Genomic DNA, 16,045 nt, shown 5'->3' on the forward strand with positions numbered 1-16,045 from the left:
AGACGATGCTGATGCAGGGGTTCGATGACGGGGTCCTCCCGTTGCTCGGTTACGCCATGCTGGCGCTCGCCGTCGTGGCCTTCGTGCTCGCGCTGCTGGCGCGCGAGGACGCCTACCGGGCGGCGGACAAGCAGACCAAGACCTTCTGGCTGGTCATCCTGGGTGTCACGGTCCTGGTGGACTTCTTCCTCGGGATGCTGTTCCTGCAGATCGCGGGCCTGGTGGCGACCATCGTGTTCTTCGTCGACGTCCGCCCCGCGCTCAAGCAGGTCTCGGGCGGAGGCGACCGGCGCCGCGGCGGCAGCAGCAGCGACGGCCCGTACGGTCCCTACAACGGCGGCCGCTAGCCGCGCGAGAGCAAGACGAGGGCGACGTCGTCGGTGAGCTCGCCGCCGTTGAGGCGCCGGGCCTCGGTGACGGAGGCTTCCAGTAGGTTCTCGCCGGTGAGCCCGTCCTCCAGGTGCCGGTTGATCATGTCGACCATCCCGTCCTGGCCGAGGCGCTCGCGGCCCTCGCCGATTCGGCCCTCGATGAGGCCGTCCGTGTAGAGCATCAGGCTCCAGGTGCCACCCAGGTCCACCTGGCGGCGGGGCCAGCGGGCCCGGGGGAGCAGCCCGAGGGCCGGTCCGCTGTTCTCGTACGGCAGCAGCCGCGCGGCGCGGCCGGGGCGGGAGACCAGCGGGGCCGGGTGGCCGGCCAGGCACAGGCCCGCGCGGCGGCCGTCGGGGGAGATGTCCACCGTGCACAGGGTCGCGAAGATCTCCTCGCAGGGCCGCTCCACCTCCAGGACCTCCTGGAGGGTGGCGAGCAGGTCGTCCCCGCACAGCCCGGCCAGGGTCAGGGCGCGCCAGGCGATGCGCAGCTCCACGCCGAGGGCCGCCTCGTCGGGGCCGTGGCCGCAGACGTCGCCGATCATCGCGTGGACGGTGCCGTCGGGGGTGCGGACCGCGTCGTAGAAGTCGCCGCCGAGGAGGGCCCGGCTGCGGCCGGGGCGGTAGCGGGCGGCGAAGCGGAGGCCGGAGCCGTCGAGGAGGGGGGTGGGGAGCAGTCCGCGTTCGAGGCGGGCGTTCTCCTGGGCCCGAAGTTTCGATTCTGCAAGCTTGTACTGCGCGATGTCGGCCCGCTTTCTCTCCACGGCGTAGCGGATGGCGCGGCTGAGGAGCCGGCCGTCGAGCTCGTCGCGGAAGAGGAAGTCCTGGGCGCCGACCCGCACGGCCTCGGCGGCGCGTTCGGCGTCGGCCTCGGCGGTGAGCACGAGCACGGCGTGGCGGGGTGCGATACGGAGGACCTCGCGCAGGGCGCCGAAGCCGTCCTCGCCGGGGCCGGGCAGGGCCAGGTCGAGCAGCACGCAGTGCACGTCGGGCGTGAGCAGCCGGGCGGCCTCGGTGAGGTTGCGGGCGGTGCGGAGCCGGATGCGCTGGCCGTCGGCGTCGAGGATCTCGGGGACGGTGAGACCGCCCGCGGGGTCGTCCTCGATGACCAGCAGGGTCAGCGAGGCCGCCGCCTGGGGGGCGGGGCCGTTCTCCGGGGCGGGGGTTTCCCTCTGCCGCGGTACAGGTACGGGCATCGTCTCCGGTTCCTTGCCTCCCCCCGGAAGTGCGCTCATGCCGGGACCCTAGCGGGCGGGGGTGGGGAGGGGGAATGCCGGAGCGGGCGAGTGCCCGCGCCATATGCCCCCATCCCGGCGGAAACCCGCCCACCCGGGATGACCAACGTCACGGCATGGGGAACCGGCCCGAGACCCCGGTCACAGGGGCCGGGGCGAGACCCCGGTCACAGGGGGCCGGGCCGCGGATGCCGCTGCGCGGAGCCGCCTTCCCGCCCCGCCCTTCCTCCGTCGCCCTGGGCTGGTTCCAGTTCCGTCGGCGTTCGAGGCGCGGGGTCTGGGGCGGAGACCGGGAGGCCGGGCGGCCCCGCGCCGCGTAGCGGCAGCGGTAGCCCCCGGAGCCGTACCCCCGCCCGGCCAGGGCCTACGCGTCGGGCCGGACCACGGCCTTGATCGGCATCGAGCCCGCGCCGGCCATCGTCACGGTCCGCCCCGGCCGCGGCGCATGCACGATCGCCCCGTCCCCGACGTACATCCCGACATGGCTCGCGTCGTCGAAGTAGATGATCAGGTCCCCGGGCCGCATGTCCTTCAGCGCGACCTTCGGCAGCAGCCGCAGCTGCTCCTGCGAGGTGCGCGGGATCGGGCGGCCCGCCGCCAGCCACGCCTGTGAGGTGAGCCCCGAGCAGTCGTAGGAGGCCGGGCCCTCCGCGCCCCACACGTACGGCTTGCCCATCTGCGCGGTGGCGAACTGCACCGCCCTCTTCCCCGCCTCCGAGGCCAGGCCCTTGACGTCCTTCATCGCGCCCGACGACAGCCAGGCCGTCTGTGCCTGGTACTGGGCGTCCTGCTCCAGCTGGATCAGCCGGGCCTTCTCCTCGGCCGCCAGCTTGTTCTCCAGGCCCTCCGCCGCCTTGATCTTGCCCTCGATCTCCTTCTTGGCGGCTTCCTTCTTGACCCGGTTGTCCTCCATCTTCTGCCAGACGGCGCCCGCGTCCTTGGCGTACCGCTCCAAGTCGGCCTGGGTGCGGGTCAGTTCCGCCAGCAGGTCCGTGGTGGCCTTCTCGCCCTGCCGCAACCGGCCCGCACCGTCGAGGAACTCGGACGGGCTGCCGCTCAACGCGAGCTGCGCGCCCGGCGGCAGGCCGCCCGAGCGGTACTGGGCGCGGGCGGCGGCGCCCGCGCGGTCCTTCAGGGTGGCGATCCGGTCCTGGCCCGCCACCACCAGGTTGGCGATCTGGACGATCCGCTCGGACTGCGCCTTCGTCTCGCTCTCCGCGAGGTTGTAGGCGTCCGTCGCGCTGCCGGCCTGACGGTAGAGGTCCTCTATCTCCTTGCGGACCTGCTCCAGGGTCTTGGCGCCCGGCTCCGGCGCGGGAGCCGAAGGGGCGGAGGGCGCGGACGGGGCGCCGGGCGCGGACGGGGCGGCGAACGCCGGGCTCGTCGCGAGTCCGGGGGCCGTCAGTATCGCCATCGCGCACAGCAGGGTCAGGGCGGACGCCCCTCTCCGGCGTGACGACGCTCGCTTCACGGTCCCCATGGCTCCCCCAGGCGCCCCGAGTCAGAGCCGATGCCACCGGACATCAGATCTGACTATTCGTCAGTAACTTGGCACTGCCTCCGGGATGGTGCCATGAACCGGCGAATTCCAACACCCTCCGGATTCCGCTCCGATCATGACCGGCCACGCACCGTCCACCCCGCACGACTCAACGGGCCGCCCCCACCCCCGGTTCCCCCACGGCGCGAGGTTCACCCCGCCGGGCGCAACGCCTCCCACCGCACCGTCAGTTCCCCCTGCCTCCACCGCACCGGCCCGTCCGCCAGCGGCCAGTCACCGGCCAGCGCCCGCGCCGTCCGGATCCACCGCTGCCGCGCCCCGTACGAGGCGTACGGCGCCGCCGCCGCCCACGCCCGGTCGAAGTCCCGCAGGAACGCGTGCACCGGCTCCCCCGGCACGTTCCGGTGGATCAGCGCCTTCGGCAGCCGCTCCGCCAGGTCCGACGGCCGCTCCAGCGAACCCAGCCGCGTCGCGAACGTCACCGTCCGCGGCCCCTCCGGCCCCAGCGCCACCCACACGTGCCGCCGCCCGATCTCGTCGCAGGTCCCCTCCACCAGCAGCCCCGCCGGAGCCAGCCGCGCGCACAGCCGCTCCCAGACCGCCTCGACCTGCTCCTCCTCGTACTGCCGCAGCACGTTCGCCGCCCGGATCAGCGCAGGCCGCTCCCCGCCGTCCAGCGGCACCTCGAAGCCCCCGTGCCGGAAACTCAGCCCCTCCCGCTCGTACGGCTTCGCCCCCGCCACCCGCGCCGGCTCGATCTCGATCCCCACCACCCGCACCCCCGGCGCCGCCTCCCGCAGCCGCGCCAGCAGCTCCACCGCCGTCCACGGCGCCGCCCCGTACCCCAGGTCCACCGCCACCGGCGCGTCCGCCCGGCGCAGCGCCGGCCCGTGCACGGCGGCGATCCAGCGGTCCATCCGACGCAGCCGGTTCGGGTTCGTCGTCCCGCGCGTCACGGTGCCCACAGGGCGCTTCGGCGGTGGCGGAGTGCTGCGGGAGACCATGCGCCGAGCGTAAGCGGAGCCCCCGGCCCGCAAAAAAATCCGGCGTCCCGAGCAGGAAGTTCCCGCGCCCCGGAATGCGGGGGACGGCCATCCGGGTTGCACTCCTTGCAGAGCGCCGCGCGCGCTCCCGCAGTCATGCCGCCAACAGCTTCAACCGTGCCGCCCCACCGGCACACCGCCCAGCCCGCCGTCCGCGTGATCCGAGCGCCGCGATCCGAGCGAGAGGAACTGCTCCCTTGAGCCAGTACGTGTCCCGCCTCGGCGGCAGCATCAGCGGCCGCATCGCCGCCGCCCGCGGTGCCCGCCAGGACGCGCCCCGCCTGCGCCTCCCCGCCATGGGGCACCACCGCAAGCCCCGCCGCGTGGCCATGCTCAGCGTGCACACCTCACCGCTGCACCAGCCCGGCACCGGCGACGCCGGCGGTATGAACGTCTACATCGTGGAGCTGGCCCGCCGCCTCGCCGCCATCAACATCGAGGTGGAGATCTTCACCCGGGCCACCACCGGCGGCCTGCCCCCGGCCGTCGAGCTCGCCCCCGGCGTCCTCGTGCGCCACGTGGACGCGGGACCGTACGAAGGCCTCGCCAAGGAGGAGCTGCCCGCCCAGCTGTGCGCCTTCACCCACGGCGTCATGCAGGCCTGGGCCGGCCACCGCCCCGGCTACTACGACCTCGTCCACTCCCACTACTGGCTCTCCGGCCACGTCGGCTGGCTCGCCGCCGAACGCTGGGGCGTCCCCCTCGTCCACGCCATGCACACCATGGCCAAGGTCAAGAACGCCGCGCTCGCCGAAGGCGACACCCCCGAGCCGGCCGCCCGCGTCATCGGCGAGACCCAGATCGTCGCCGCCGCCGACCGGCTGATCGCCAACACCGCCGAAGAGGCCGACGAACTCGTACGGCACTACGAGGCCGACCCCGGCAAGGTCGCCGTCGTCCACCCCGGCGTCAACCTCGACCGCTTCACCCCCGGCGACGGCCGCGCCGCCGCCCGCGCCCGCCTCGGCCTGCCGCAGGACGCCGTGATCCCGCTCTTCGCGGGCCGCATCCAGCCGCTGAAGGCCCCCGACATCCTGCTGCGCGCCGTCGCCGAACTCGTCGACCGCGACCCCGCCCTGCGCGGGCGCCTCTTCGTCCCCGTCGTCGGCGGCCCCAGCGGCAGCGGCCTCGCCAAGCCGGAGGGGCTCCAGAAGCTCGCCGCGAGACTCGGCATCACCGACCTCGTGCACTTCCACCCGCCGGTGGCCCAGGACCAGCTCGCCGACTGGTTCCGGGCGGCGTCCGTGCTGGTCATGCCGTCCTACAACGAGTCCTTCGGGCTGGTCGCCATCGAGGCCCAGGCCACGGGCACGCCGGTCCTCGCCGCGGCCGTCGGAGGCCTGCCGGTCGCCGTCGACGACGGCGTCACGGGCATCCTCGTACCCGGCCACGACCCCGTCGACTACGCCCGCGCCCTGCGCCGCTTCGTCGACGACCCCGGCCTCACCCCCCGCATGGGCGCCGCCGCCGCCCGGCACGCCCAGCACTTCGGCTGGGACACCGCCGCCAGCGGCACCGCCGACGTGTACACCGCCGCGATGCATGATCACCGCCGTCGCGTACGCTCCCACCATGGCTGACACCGCCGCGATCATCGAGTCCACGCTGTCGGGTGCCGAGCTGAGCTGGGAGAGCCCGCAGCCCGGCACGTACGTCGTCCAGCTGCCCGGCACCCGCAAGCTGAGCACCACCTGCTCCCTGCGGGTCGGCCGCCACTCGCTGTCGGTGAACGCGTTCGTCATCCGCCACCCCGACGAGAACGAGGCGGGCGTCCACCGCTGGCTCCTGGAGCGCAACCTCAAGCTGTACGGCATGGCGTACGCGGTCGACCCGCTCGGCGACGTCTACCTCACGGCGCGGCTCCCGCTGTCAGTGGTCACCCCGGAGGACCTGGACCGCCTCCTGGGCACGGTCCTGGAGGCGGCGGACGGCGCCTTCAACACCCTCCTGGAGCTGGGCTTCGCGAGCGCGATCCGCCGCGAGTACGAATGGCGCACGGCGCGGGGCGAGTCCACCCGCAACCTGGACGCCTTCAAACACCTGACCCGCCCGACCGACACCCCTTCCTGACGCCCGCCCCGCGCGCGCCGGCGTGTGAGGCGCGGGTCCGGGCGCAGCCCGGGAAACGGGGAAAGGGCGGGGCGGGGAGACGGTTCCGCGCAGCGGCACCTCCGCACCCCCGCACCTCCGCCCCCCCGACCGGCTATGCCTCGGCAGCGGCCGCCACCGTCGCCGCCCCGCCACCGGCGCCCGGCCCGCTGCCCGGCGCCGCGCTGCGTCCCGAAGCCCGACCGGCACCCACCGGCAGCCCCCGCATCAGGGCCCAGTACCCCCCGGCCGCCACCGTCCCCAGGACGCCCGTCGTCGCCCAGAGCCACCCGGCCCCCCACCGGTCGATCACCAGCCCCGACATCAGCGGAGCCACCAGCGAGGCCACCGACCAGGACAGCGTGTACATCCCCTGGTACCGCCCGCGCCCGTGCACCGGCGACAGCTGCACCACCAGCCCCATCTGCGTCGGAGAGTTCACGATCTCCGCCAGCGTCCACACGCACACCGTCAGCGCGTACGCCCACAGCGGCCCCGCGAACGCCGTCATCGCGAACCCGTACCCCGCCAGCAGCGCCGAGACCACCAGCAGCCGCCGCGGGTCGCGGTGCTCGATGAACCGGGTCACCGGCAGCTGGAGCACCACGATCAGCACCCCGTTCACGGCGATGACCATCCCGTAGTCCCCGGGCGAGAACCCGGCCGAACCCATCGCCACCGGCAGGCCCACCGAGCCCTGCGTGAAGATCAGGGAGATCAGGAACGACAGCCCCACGACCCCCATGAACCGGCCGTCCCGCAGCACGTTCCCCAGCCCGACCTCGGGCGCCGCCTGCGCCACGGAGCCACCCGAGCCACCCGAACCCCCCGCGGCCGCCTCCGGCCGCGACTCCGGCAGCTTCACGAACACCAGCACCGCGCACAGCAGCGTCAGCGCCGCCTCGCCCAGGAACCCCGCCAGGTAGCTGTACTCGGCGACCAGCCCCGCAGCCACCGAGCTCACCGCGAAGCCCAGGTTGATGGCCCAGTAGTTCAGCGCGAAGGCCCGTACCCGGTCCTCCGGCCGGACGATGTCGGCCATCATCGCCTGCACCGCAGGCCGGGAGGCGTTCGAGGCCATCCCCACCAGCATCGCCACCGCCGCGATCGCCGCCGGGTGCTCCATGAACCCCAGCAGCGCCACCGTGCCCGCCGTGGACACCTGCGCCACCAGCATCGTCGGCCGCCGCCCCAGCCGGTCGGTCATCACCCCGGCCCCCAGCGAGGACACGACCCCGCCCAGCCCGTGCAGGGCGGCCACCAGTCCCGCGAAGGAGGCGGAGTAGCCCCGCTCCAGGGTCAGGTACAAGGTCATGAACGTGGCGACGAAGGCCCCGAGCCGGTTGACGAGCGTGCTGGCCCACAACCACCAGAACGCGCGTGGCAGACCCGAGACGCTCTCCCGGGCAGCACGGCTCAGACGGGCAACTGACATAAGGATCCCCCCGGGGATGTAAGAGTCACTGATCCGTCCGGCACATTACGAGAGGGGTCCGCCGCCCGCCACTCAATTGACGCCGCGCGTCAATCGACCCCCGCCCGGACCGCGCGCAGGCGCGCCCGGCCGTCCACTAGGCTCGTACGCATGGCCGACGCACCGTACAAGCTGATCCTCCTCCGCCACGGCGAGAGCGAATGGAACGCGAAGAACCTGTTCACCGGCTGGGTGGACGTCAACCTCAACGAGAAGGGCGAGAAGGAGGCGGTCCGCGGCGGTGAGCTGCTCAAGGACGCCGGCCTGCTCCCCGACGTCGTGCACACCTCCCTCCAGAAGCGCGCCATCCGCACCGCGCAGCTGGCCCTGGAGGCCGCCGACCGCCACTGGATCCCCGTCCACCGCTCCTGGCGCCTGAACGAGCGCCACTACGGCGCCCTCCAGGGCAAGGACAAGGCCCAGACCCTCGCCGAGTTCGGCGAGGAGCAGTTCATGCTGTGGCGCCGCTCGTACGACACCCCGCCGCCGGCCCTCGAGGACGGCACCGAGTTCTCCCAGTCCGCGGACCCGCGCTACGCCTCCATCCCGCCGGAGCTGCGCCCGCGCACCGAGTGCCTCAAGGACGTCGTCGTCCGCATGCTCCCGTACTGGTACGACTCGATCGTCCCGGACCTCCTCGACGGCCACACCGTCCTGGTCGCCGCGCACGGCAACTCCCTGCGCGCCCTGGTCAAGCACCTCGACGGCATCTCCGACGCCGACATCGCGGGCCTGAACATCCCGACCGGCATCCCGCTCTCCTACGAGCTCGACGCCGACTTCAAGCCCCTCACCCCGGGCGGCACCTACCTCGACCCGGAGGCCGCCGCGGCCGCCATCGAGGCCGTCAAGAACCAGGGCAAGAAGTAACCCGTTAGCTCAAAGGGCCCCTCACCTGCCGTTTCCCGGCGGGGGAGGGGCTCTTCGCTCTCCTGGGGCCGCCCGTGGGCCGTCAGACGCGCCGGACGTGCCGGCTGCAGTGGATCTGGACCCTCGACGGGCTTGCCGCCGGGGCCGGGTCCGACCTTGTACCAGCGGTCCTGGATGTGCCCGGCCATCAGGCGGCCTCCTCCCGGTCCGTGGGGGAGGTGACCTACGCGCGTACGTCTTGAGGGGTTGTCCACAGGGTCCGCCACCGGCCCCCGCGCCGTGCTGCTCCCGATCGTGAGCACGGGGTGTGCGACGACGGGCAGGGGACCCTGTCCGGACCGCTCATTCTCCGGCGACAACGAGGGTGTGCACGCGGTCAGGGCGGCCGATTGACGTCCAGGACATCCCGGAACCGTCGTATTGGAAAACGGTCCCGTTAGCGCCCACTCTGTATACCGTGTCGTCGGTGACCGCGCACGAGATACTAAAGTCGCCTATGCGTTCCCAGTTGCCAGGGTTACCGCGATATCGGAATAGCCCATTCGCTACAAATGCGGTAGCGATGAGCCCGAAACCTCCTGCAGTGAGCGTATCGGTACCACCACGGGGACTCCCTATGTCGGTCCAGGAGGTTCCGACGCCGTCGTATTGGAATACCGTGTTGCCGTGAGGTTCCGTTCTGTATACGGTATCGGATGAGACTGCGTACGCACCGCCCTTTTCCCCTATGTGTTCCCATTTACCTGGAGTTCCAGTGTAGAGGAATGTGAGACCGTCGATAGAGTTCGGCATCCGTGCCATCAGCCCAAATCGGCCACCAATGAGTTCGAAGGAAGAATCGCCGATCTTGCTCCACAGCGGACTTCCATCGTCTTCGAAGCCATCGAACTGGAGCACTGCGCTTCCGTCGGCGGACCTTTTGTACACCGTGTCGTCGGTGACAGCGTACGACGCACCACTGAGACTCAGGAATTGCCAGTCGAACGGGCTGCCGTTGTAACTGAACTCCTGATCTGCCGTGGCTCCGTCAGCACTCCCGATGACTAGCCCCCACCCGCCTCCAAAAGTACCGGAGACGGTGACCGGGCCTTTGATTTTAGTCCACGAAGTTCCAAATCCATCGTACCGATAGACGGCGTTGATGCGATTTTGACCGTCGACAGTCACCGCATTAACAGTAAGGGCCATGGTTTCCTCCTGTAAGAATGAGCGGGGCTGCCTGACGGCGGCCCCGCAGGCATGGGTACATTCCGGCGGTCGAACCAATGGAGTTCCGCCGCCTCGGGAGGGGCACCTGACCTCCATCCCGCGCTACCAGTGGGCCGCACTCGGAGTGCCCCGGTCACGTCACGGGACCTCGGACCTTGACGACGAATCTGTGCTGTGGCTGACGAGCGGTGTTTCTGGGAGAGAGCGCGACAGGGTGTGCCGTCCTCCCGCGAAGGCGATCCGACCTTGCAGCCGTGCCGTACTCCCTGCGCCGCGCGGGCGCTTTCTGACCTGCTGAAACGCGTGAGACGCACGGGGCCTCCGGAGTCGTGTGCGCCCCACGACAGGGCGGCCCGTAATGCTCTTGTGGCTGCCCTGTCGCTGGTTGAGGAGTGCTGCGGCTAGTGGAACGCCGGCGGATGCAGGGGCGCGGGAGGTCCCGTCCGGGTGCCGAGGGTCCGGCTGGCTAGGCGGTGGCCGCGGCTCTTGGCTACTCGGATTGCGGCGTGTAGGGCGCCCGTGAGGTCGGCGGCCAGGAGGTGGAGTTCCCCCGGGTCTGCCTCCGTGTCGGCGAGTACTTCACGGGCGTGGTCCAGGAGTTCGGTGCCCAGGCCCAGCTGTATCTCCTCCGTGCTGTCGGCCAGGCGGGAGCGGGCCGTCTCGCGGACTTCGGCCAGGGGCGGGCGGAGTTCGGTCAGGTGGGTCGCTATTTCGGAGGGGGCCGACAGGTCGGCCGGCATCAGGTCGCGGGGGATGTAGATGCGGGACAGGCTCTGCGGCGACCAGCCCTCGTGCGTGATGCACAGGAATTCGGTGAGCAAGGTGCCGTCCGCCACCTTGAGGAGCGTGGTCAGGGGGGCGCGGGCCCGGAGGTTCCTGGCATGGACGGTTGATCGGAGGGGCGCGGAGGGCGTGGTCCAGGCCGAGGGTCGGCCGCCGGTGTACGTGGTCCTGCGCCGTGGGTGGCGGACGAAAGTTGAACGAGATCGGTGACCCGGCACGCTCGGCCGCCGATCTGAATGACGTCGCCGCGCCGAACGCTGAGCGAGGTGATTTCGATGGTGATCGCGAGTGCACCAGTAGCGGACCAGCCTCTCACTGCTCTGCCTCCGGCTGGTTGGCTGCCGGGTGACAGGGGCAGTCGCACACTTCGTAGATCACGGGGATGCCGATCGGGGCCTTGGCCGGAGACGAGTGGGCGCACTCGTGGTGTGTGCCGATCGCGCATGAGGCCGACCGGTAGGCGGGGGTTCTCGCGTGCCCTGTCGAGGGGTGCCGGTTAGCAGACGTGGGTGTGCCGCCTCGGCTGGGCGGCGGGTGTGGCCGCACGCCGGGGTCGGCGTCGTGAACCGGATGGCGGAGATCGGCATCACGGTCAGCCATGCCGTCGAGCAGCCCGAGCCGCGGCATGCGAGTGCTGAGGAGGCCTCGCTCCTCGGGGTCCAGAAGGGCGCACTCGTCACCCACATCCGGCGGACGTACTACAGCGACCAGGGCCAGCCCGTGGAAACGGCGGACATCGTGATCCCTTCCGCTCTGTGCGAGGTCGTCTACGAGATCCCCGTCAGTCGGTAGCCCGGTTCGAAGGGCCCACGGGGGCCGGGCCGTGGGGCCGTCCCCGGGCCGTCGCTGGGCCGTGGAAGGGTGATCGGCGGTGGCCGGCGGTGACCATCGCTGACTGCTCGACCGCAGGTCAGGGCATCTTTACCCGGTAAAGCCCCAGCCCGGAGCAACAACCAGGGCAAGAAAGTAGGTCCTGCGATCACGCCTCCCACCCGCGCGTACGGCGCCGGTGGGAGGCGTTTGCGCGTGCCGGGCCGGCTGAGGAGGCCGCGCGGCACCCCGGCCGGATCAGAGGTGGACGGACGCGGAGCCGCATGCGGTGCAGGCCGCCGTGCCGGTCGCCTCGGGTGCGGCCGCGGGCAGGCTCATCCGGGGTGGTCTCGTCGCCTCGACGTGCAGGGACAGGATGTCTTCGAAGCGTTGCTGGCGCCGCAGTTCGCGGGCGTCCAAGTGGTGCAGGCGGCCAACGCCCGACGAGGTCAAGGCGGTGGCACCCGTGCCCAGTACCGAGCAGATCAGTGCGAACCACACGAGGGTGTCTGTCACTGCGGCTCCTCTCCGGTGGAGGTGATCGGGGGGCGCCCTCCGGCCCCCCGGCGATACCTCGTCATAACGCGAAGGCATATGCCGGGTTGCGCTGCGTCAGCCGTTCGGATGGCCGGGGGGAGTTCCCGGTCGGGGGCGCGCGAGCCGGTGTGAGCGCCCGTGGTGCGGCTCAGTGCGCGGCGTACTCCCCCGGCCCGATGATGTGACCGCAGCGGGCGGGGTGGGGGTCACGGGCGCCTGAGCCGATCGAGTCCGAATCGCACCGATCTGGCTCCGCCTCCCCCGCTGCGAGCTGGCAGGATCGCTGCGCCAACCGGGTGCGGACCAGCGTCCTGGCGGGTGGCCGGTGGGCGTAGAACCGATAAAAGACACTGGTCAACACACGTCTGGTTCGCCACCATCACCTGGACGGAGCACACCCTCGCCGGTATCCGGAGCGTTGGGTGGACTATGACAACAGCACAGCACACAGCAACGTTCCCGTGGGGCGCTCAGAGCGACGTGCGCGACGGTCAGAACCGGGCCGCACGGGTGGGGAAGTGGACGTACACGCCCGTCTCGACGGGCTCGGCCCTGGAGAAGGGCGCGACCCTCCAGTGCGAGGGGCTGGAGGTCGACCTCCAGTACTCGTCCTCGGTGTTCGAGGACTTCCTGGACGTGGTGCGCCGGATCCAGAACGAGTTCAACCGCAGGTCCCAGGAGGCCGCGTCGCTCAAGACGCCGGCCGGCGAGTGCTCCGGGCAGATGTTCCGTGAATGAGCAGTACGGACATTACGCCCCGCAGCCGGAGCCCACCGCGTTCTGGCAGGAGCCGGACCTGACGCAGCAGACCGCCTACGGCTACCCGCTCTTCGGGCTGGGCGAGGCGAACGCCCCCTGGGACCCCGCGGAGGAGCTGGCCCATCTCTGCCGGGAGGCCATGGCGCCGAGTCGGGCGGAGCCGCTCGACCAACTCGCCTTCGGCGAGACCGGCGAGACCGGCGAGACGGTCAGCGGAGCCGGCCTCGCCTCCGGCCTGTCCGCCGGCTTCACCCCGCCCCTCGCCCCGGGCCTCTCCTCCGGCCCGGCCGGCGGAGGGTTCTCGCCGGGGGCCGGGCAACGGCCTCGCACGCCGGCCCCGGGCGGGCACCGCCGGGGGAGCCGGGCGAAGACGTCGGTGGTGGCCCTCCTGCGTACCGGCAGCCTCTGCACCGCCGTGCTGGTCGCCGTCATCGCCGCCGTGGTCAGCATGTACAGCGGCCTGGCCGTCTGCGAGGCCCTGCGCCACAGCGCCGGTCCGCGTACCGCGCACGACGTGGCCGGCTGGTGGCCCCTGCTGATCTACGGGCCCTGGATGGTCGCCTCCCTGTCCATCCTCAGGGCCGCCCTGCACCAGCGCCGGGCCGTGCACTCCTGGTCCGTCGTCCTGTTGTTCTCCACCCTGGCCACACTGCTCTGCGTGGCCCAGGCGCCGAGAACCCTCGCCGCGCAGGCGGCGGCCACACTGCCGCCCATCGCCGCGCTGGCCTGCTTCCAGCAACTCGTACGGCAGATCACCCTGACCCGCCCGCCGCGGCAACTCGCACCCCGGCACCGCAACAGCCGGCCCGCCCAGCTCCGGCCGCAGGCCGCGGCGGGCGGCCCGGACGCCGGGCTCCCCGACTACCCGGTGCGGGACTGGAGGGAATCCCTCCGCGCCTCCACCGGCTACCGGATCCGCTACGGATCATGAGCCCGCAGGGGTCCGAGACGGCGGCCCCGCGGGGCGCGGCGTCGCCGGCACGCGACGCGACGAAGTCGGGCGTCGCTGACTCCTCGGACACCTCGGGCCCCCTCCCGGACTCCAACGAACGTGATCACGTGCATCTCAGGAACGAAGATCGAAACCCATAGGTCACGGGCGGCGCACAGTCTCAGCCCTACGGGTCTCCCGCGCTGACCGGCCGCGACCCCGTCCCGGGACCCCTGCCACCACCAGGGGCCCTGACCCGCCGTGTCCGCGGCGCGGCGGCGCGGCGCGGCGCGCTTCATCCACTCCACACAGACCGAGAGGGCGACACCATGGTCCATGAACTCACCCATGCCGAGCGCATCCGGTACAAGCGGCTCCAGGACACCGCCTACCAGGCCGGTGAGGAAGCCGTCGCGAACCTTCAGGCCGCACTCGCGCTCGCCGGTCTGGTCCTTCCCTCGCTGTGCAACGACGGACCCCTGGGCTGCCGGGGTTTCGTCCGGCTCGGGGGGTGCAGCGTCGCCGTCGCCAACCGGCTCGCCGAGGTCATCGCCGCGGGCGCCCGCGCCCTGGAAGCCGGGCAGCCGTGAGCCCCGTGGCCGGGCCGGAGACCTCCGGCAGGTGACCGGTTCGGAGGAGGCCGCATGAACGCGTGGCAGACCGACCCCTACCGGCTCCCCGGCTTGCGGGGCTTACCGCACGAGGAGGAAGCCGACGCCCGGCTTCCCCCGACCCCCCTGTCGGCTCCCCTCCCCGACCCTGCCCTCCGGCCGGCCGTCCCGGAATCCGCCGACCGCCGGCGCCTCGACCTGCACGCGTGCCTGACCGCCGCGGGCATCCCGCCGCGCGCCGGAGACCTGCACGCCATCGAGGTGCTCACCCTGGTGGACGACACCACCTACGCGGCCCTTCGGCGATGGATCACCGGCACCTCCTGACCGAGCCCCGATCCGGCTCCGCGTCCCCGCCGCCCCGTCTCCGACAGTGCGGTATGAATATGCGCATCCATGCTTTGATCGGCCATTACGGGCCCCAAGCGGACGTCCGGTCAATCCGCATTGGGCCGAACAGGTGGTGCTCGCCATGCGGATGCACGGCCTGTTCGGCCGCGTATGCACAATGCGTCTGTCGGTGTCGACCGTGGGGGTGTGCAGCCTGCGCGTGTTCTGGAGCTGGAGGTAGACCGCCCATGGCGGCGAACGGACATCCCACGGTCAGGAGGCGCCGTCTGGGTGCCGAACTCCGGCAGCTCCGCAAGGCCGCGGGTATGACGTCCACACAGGCGGCAGGCCGTCTGCTGGTGTCGCAGTCCAAGATCAGCCTCATCGAGACCGGCCGCCGCCCCATCAATCCGCGGGACGTGCGCGACCTGTGCCGGCTCTACGGGGTCGCCGACCAGGACGTCATCGAGGCACTGATGCGGGCGGCGAGGGAATCGGGCCAGCAGGGCTGGTGGGTCTCCTGCGGCGACGTCCCCTACGGCGTCTACATCGGACTGGAGACGGGGGCCTCCTCCATCCACACCTACGAGCCGCTCGTGATTCCCGGCCTGCTGCAGACCCGGGCCTACGCGGCCGCCCTCATCGTCGAAACGGTCCCCGGCATCACGGACGAACAGGCCGCCATCAGCCTGGAGGTCCGGCTGCGGCGCCAGCACCGGGCGCACCACCCCGCCCGCCCCTTCCGCTTATGGGCGGTCCTGGACGAATCCGCGCTGCACCGCAGGGTCGGCGACCGCGAGATCATGCGCGAACAGCTGGAGCACCTGAACACGCTCGGCGCCCAGCCGCACATCACCGTGCAGATCCTCCCCCACACCACCGGGGCCCACGCCGGGCTCCTGGGGCAGTTCTCCATCCTCGGGTTCCCCGACTCCGATACGGGAGTCGTCTACCTGGAACGCTTCACCAGCGACCTCTACCTGGAGAAGTACGCCGACCGGTACCCGTACCACGTCATGTACGACCACCTCCAGGCGCAAGCGCTCAACCCCGAGGACACACGGCACTTCGTCAACGACCTCATCAAGGGGCTCCAAGCCGTTCCGCCGGCACGGGCGGGAGATCCGCTTCTCGCACCTACGGGCAGCTCCACCGCCGGATCCGCAGTGTGAGGCGGTACGCGAAAGGGCCCCGTCCGGTGTGGTGGACGGGGCCCTTTCACGGCTTCGCGGGCGGGCAGCGGTGGGGCCGTCAGCCCCCGCACTGGCAGGGGGCGCCGGACTGGCAGCCGCAGCCGCAGCCGGACCCGCAGCCGCAGGCCGCGAGCAGGGGCAGGCGCAGGGGCTCCGGACGGGGCGGCTGCTCCTGCTCCGGGGTGATGGGGACGGGGGAATCGGGCATGGATCCTCCTCGCGGGCGGCGTACAGGACGCCGTACGGGACGGCGCAGTGCCTTCGCCTCATTCATGCCCAGCCACAGCGGCGCGTCAACGG

General features: G+C 71.8%; 17 protein-coding genes and 1 pseudogene. 10 read left to right on the forward strand and 8 right to left on the reverse strand.

Translation table 11 applies throughout. The features are described from left to right. The first annotated feature begins 5 nt into the window (after window positions 1-5). Window positions 6-347 carry a DUF2516 family protein gene (locus BX286_RS20245; RefSeq protein WP_079429010.1) on the forward strand — a complete coding sequence of 114 codons (342 nt, stop codon included), beginning with the start codon at window positions 6-8 and terminating at the stop codon, window positions 345-347. Here BX286_RS20245 and BX286_RS20250 read toward each other — a convergent pair. The 3 genes from BX286_RS20250 to BX286_RS20260 all read right to left on the reverse strand — a co-directional run bounded on the left by BX286_RS20250 (window position 344) and on the right by BX286_RS20260 (window position 4,111). Beyond that, a complete protein-coding gene (locus tag BX286_RS20250) occupies window positions 344-1,567 on the reverse strand; it encodes a PP2C family protein-serine/threonine phosphatase (RefSeq protein WP_079429011.1) in 1,224 nt (407 codons plus the stop codon). The two genes, BX286_RS20245 and BX286_RS20250, sit on opposite strands and share 4 nt — an antisense overlap. 403 nt (window positions 1,568-1,970) lie before the next feature. Next, a complete protein-coding gene (locus BX286_RS20255) occupies window positions 1,971-3,086 on the reverse strand; it encodes a C40 family peptidase (protein ID WP_100863210.1) in 1,116 nt (371 codons plus the stop codon). Between the two features lie 212 nt (window positions 3,087-3,298). Further along, window positions 3,299-4,111 carry a class I SAM-dependent methyltransferase gene (locus BX286_RS20260; RefSeq protein WP_121015752.1) on the reverse strand — a complete coding sequence of 271 codons (813 nt, stop codon included), beginning with the start codon at window positions 4,109-4,111 and terminating at the stop codon, window positions 3,299-3,301. A 236-nt stretch (window positions 4,112-4,347) separates the two neighbouring features. On the opposite strand from BX286_RS20260, the gene mshA reads away from it, so the two are divergent. Then, entirely contained in the window at window positions 4,348-5,730 is a 1,383-nt protein-coding gene (mshA, locus tag BX286_RS20265) for a D-inositol-3-phosphate glycosyltransferase (RefSeq protein WP_079429014.1), read from the forward strand. After that, window positions 5,723-6,220 (forward strand): YbjN domain-containing protein, encoded by a 498-nt coding sequence (locus BX286_RS20270; RefSeq protein ID WP_079431861.1) that lies wholly within the window; start codon window positions 5,723-5,725, stop codon window positions 6,218-6,220. Before mshA ends, BX286_RS20270 begins: the two co-directional genes overlap by 8 nt. Before the next feature lie 133 nt (window positions 6,221-6,353). Here BX286_RS20270 and BX286_RS20275 read toward each other — a convergent pair whose 3' ends face one another. Next, window positions 6,354-7,673, reverse strand: coding sequence for an MFS transporter (locus BX286_RS20275; protein ID WP_079429015.1), 1,320 nt, complete (start codon window positions 7,671-7,673; stop codon window positions 6,354-6,356). A 150-nt stretch (window positions 7,674-7,823) separates the two neighbouring features. Between BX286_RS20275 and BX286_RS20280 the strand changes: the two genes are divergently transcribed. Further along, entirely contained in the window at window positions 7,824-8,582 is a 759-nt protein-coding gene (locus BX286_RS20280; RefSeq protein WP_079429016.1) for a phosphoglyceromutase, read from the forward strand. Window positions 8,583-8,924: 342 nt separating this feature from the next. Here the strand turns inward: BX286_RS20280 and BX286_RS36115 are convergent, their stop codons facing one another. Together BX286_RS36115 and BX286_RS20285 are read right to left on the reverse strand one after the other, a co-directional pair. Further along, a complete protein-coding gene (locus BX286_RS36115) occupies window positions 8,925-9,770 on the reverse strand; it encodes a hypothetical protein (protein WP_148710284.1) in 846 nt (281 codons plus the stop codon). Between the two features lie 422 nt (window positions 9,771-10,192). Next, on the reverse strand, window positions 10,193-10,627 hold the full coding sequence (locus tag BX286_RS20285; protein ID WP_121015755.1) for a hypothetical protein: 435 nt from the start codon (window positions 10,625-10,627) through the stop codon (window positions 10,193-10,195). 487 nt (window positions 10,628-11,114) lie between these two features. Here BX286_RS20285 and BX286_RS20295 point away from each other — a divergent pair. After that, window positions 11,115-11,366 (forward strand): annotated as a pseudogene (locus BX286_RS20295) (UTRA domain-containing protein); the annotation flags it as partial. Window positions 11,367-11,642: 276 nt separating this feature from the next. Here BX286_RS20295 and BX286_RS20300 read toward each other — a convergent pair. Next, window positions 11,643-11,900, reverse strand: coding sequence for a hypothetical protein (locus BX286_RS20300; RefSeq protein WP_079429020.1), 258 nt, complete (start codon window positions 11,898-11,900; stop codon window positions 11,643-11,645). Window positions 11,901-12,401: 501 nt separating this feature from the next. Between BX286_RS20300 and BX286_RS20305 the strand changes: the two genes are divergently transcribed. From BX286_RS20305 to BX286_RS20325, 5 genes are all read left to right on the forward strand, one after another. Continuing rightward, window positions 12,402-12,659 (forward strand): hypothetical protein, encoded by a 258-nt coding sequence (locus BX286_RS20305; protein ID WP_079429021.1) that lies wholly within the window; start codon window positions 12,402-12,404, stop codon window positions 12,657-12,659. Next, entirely contained in the window at window positions 12,652-13,611 is a 960-nt protein-coding gene (locus BX286_RS20310; RefSeq protein WP_079429022.1) for a DUF2637 domain-containing protein, read from the forward strand. The genes BX286_RS20305 and BX286_RS20310 overlap by 8 nt, the downstream gene beginning before the upstream one ends. 329 nt (window positions 13,612-13,940) lie before the next feature. Continuing rightward, window positions 13,941-14,201: a hypothetical protein gene (locus BX286_RS20315; RefSeq protein ID WP_121015758.1), complete on the forward strand. Its 261-nt coding sequence runs from the start codon at window positions 13,941-13,943 to the stop codon at window positions 14,199-14,201. 54 nt (window positions 14,202-14,255) lie between these two features. Then, window positions 14,256-14,549 carry a hypothetical protein gene (locus tag BX286_RS36675; protein ID WP_187344169.1) on the forward strand — a complete coding sequence of 98 codons (294 nt, stop codon included), beginning with the start codon at window positions 14,256-14,258 and terminating at the stop codon, window positions 14,547-14,549. Between the two features lie 251 nt (window positions 14,550-14,800). Then, on the forward strand, window positions 14,801-15,724 hold the full coding sequence (locus BX286_RS20325; RefSeq protein ID WP_121015761.1) for a helix-turn-helix transcriptional regulator: 924 nt from the start codon (window positions 14,801-14,803) through the stop codon (window positions 15,722-15,724). A gap of 79 nt (window positions 15,725-15,803) precedes the next feature. Here the strand turns inward: BX286_RS20325 and BX286_RS36680 are convergent, their stop codons facing one another. After that, window positions 15,804-15,953 (reverse strand): hypothetical protein, encoded by a 150-nt coding sequence (locus BX286_RS36680; protein WP_167344738.1) that lies wholly within the window; start codon window positions 15,951-15,953, stop codon window positions 15,804-15,806. Window positions 15,954-16,045 lie beyond the last annotated feature (92 nt).

The sequence above is a fragment of the Streptomyces sp. 3211.6 genome, from assembly GCF_003634815.1.
GTDB lineage: Bacteria > Actinomycetota > Actinomycetes > Streptomycetales > Streptomycetaceae > Streptomyces > Streptomyces katrae_A.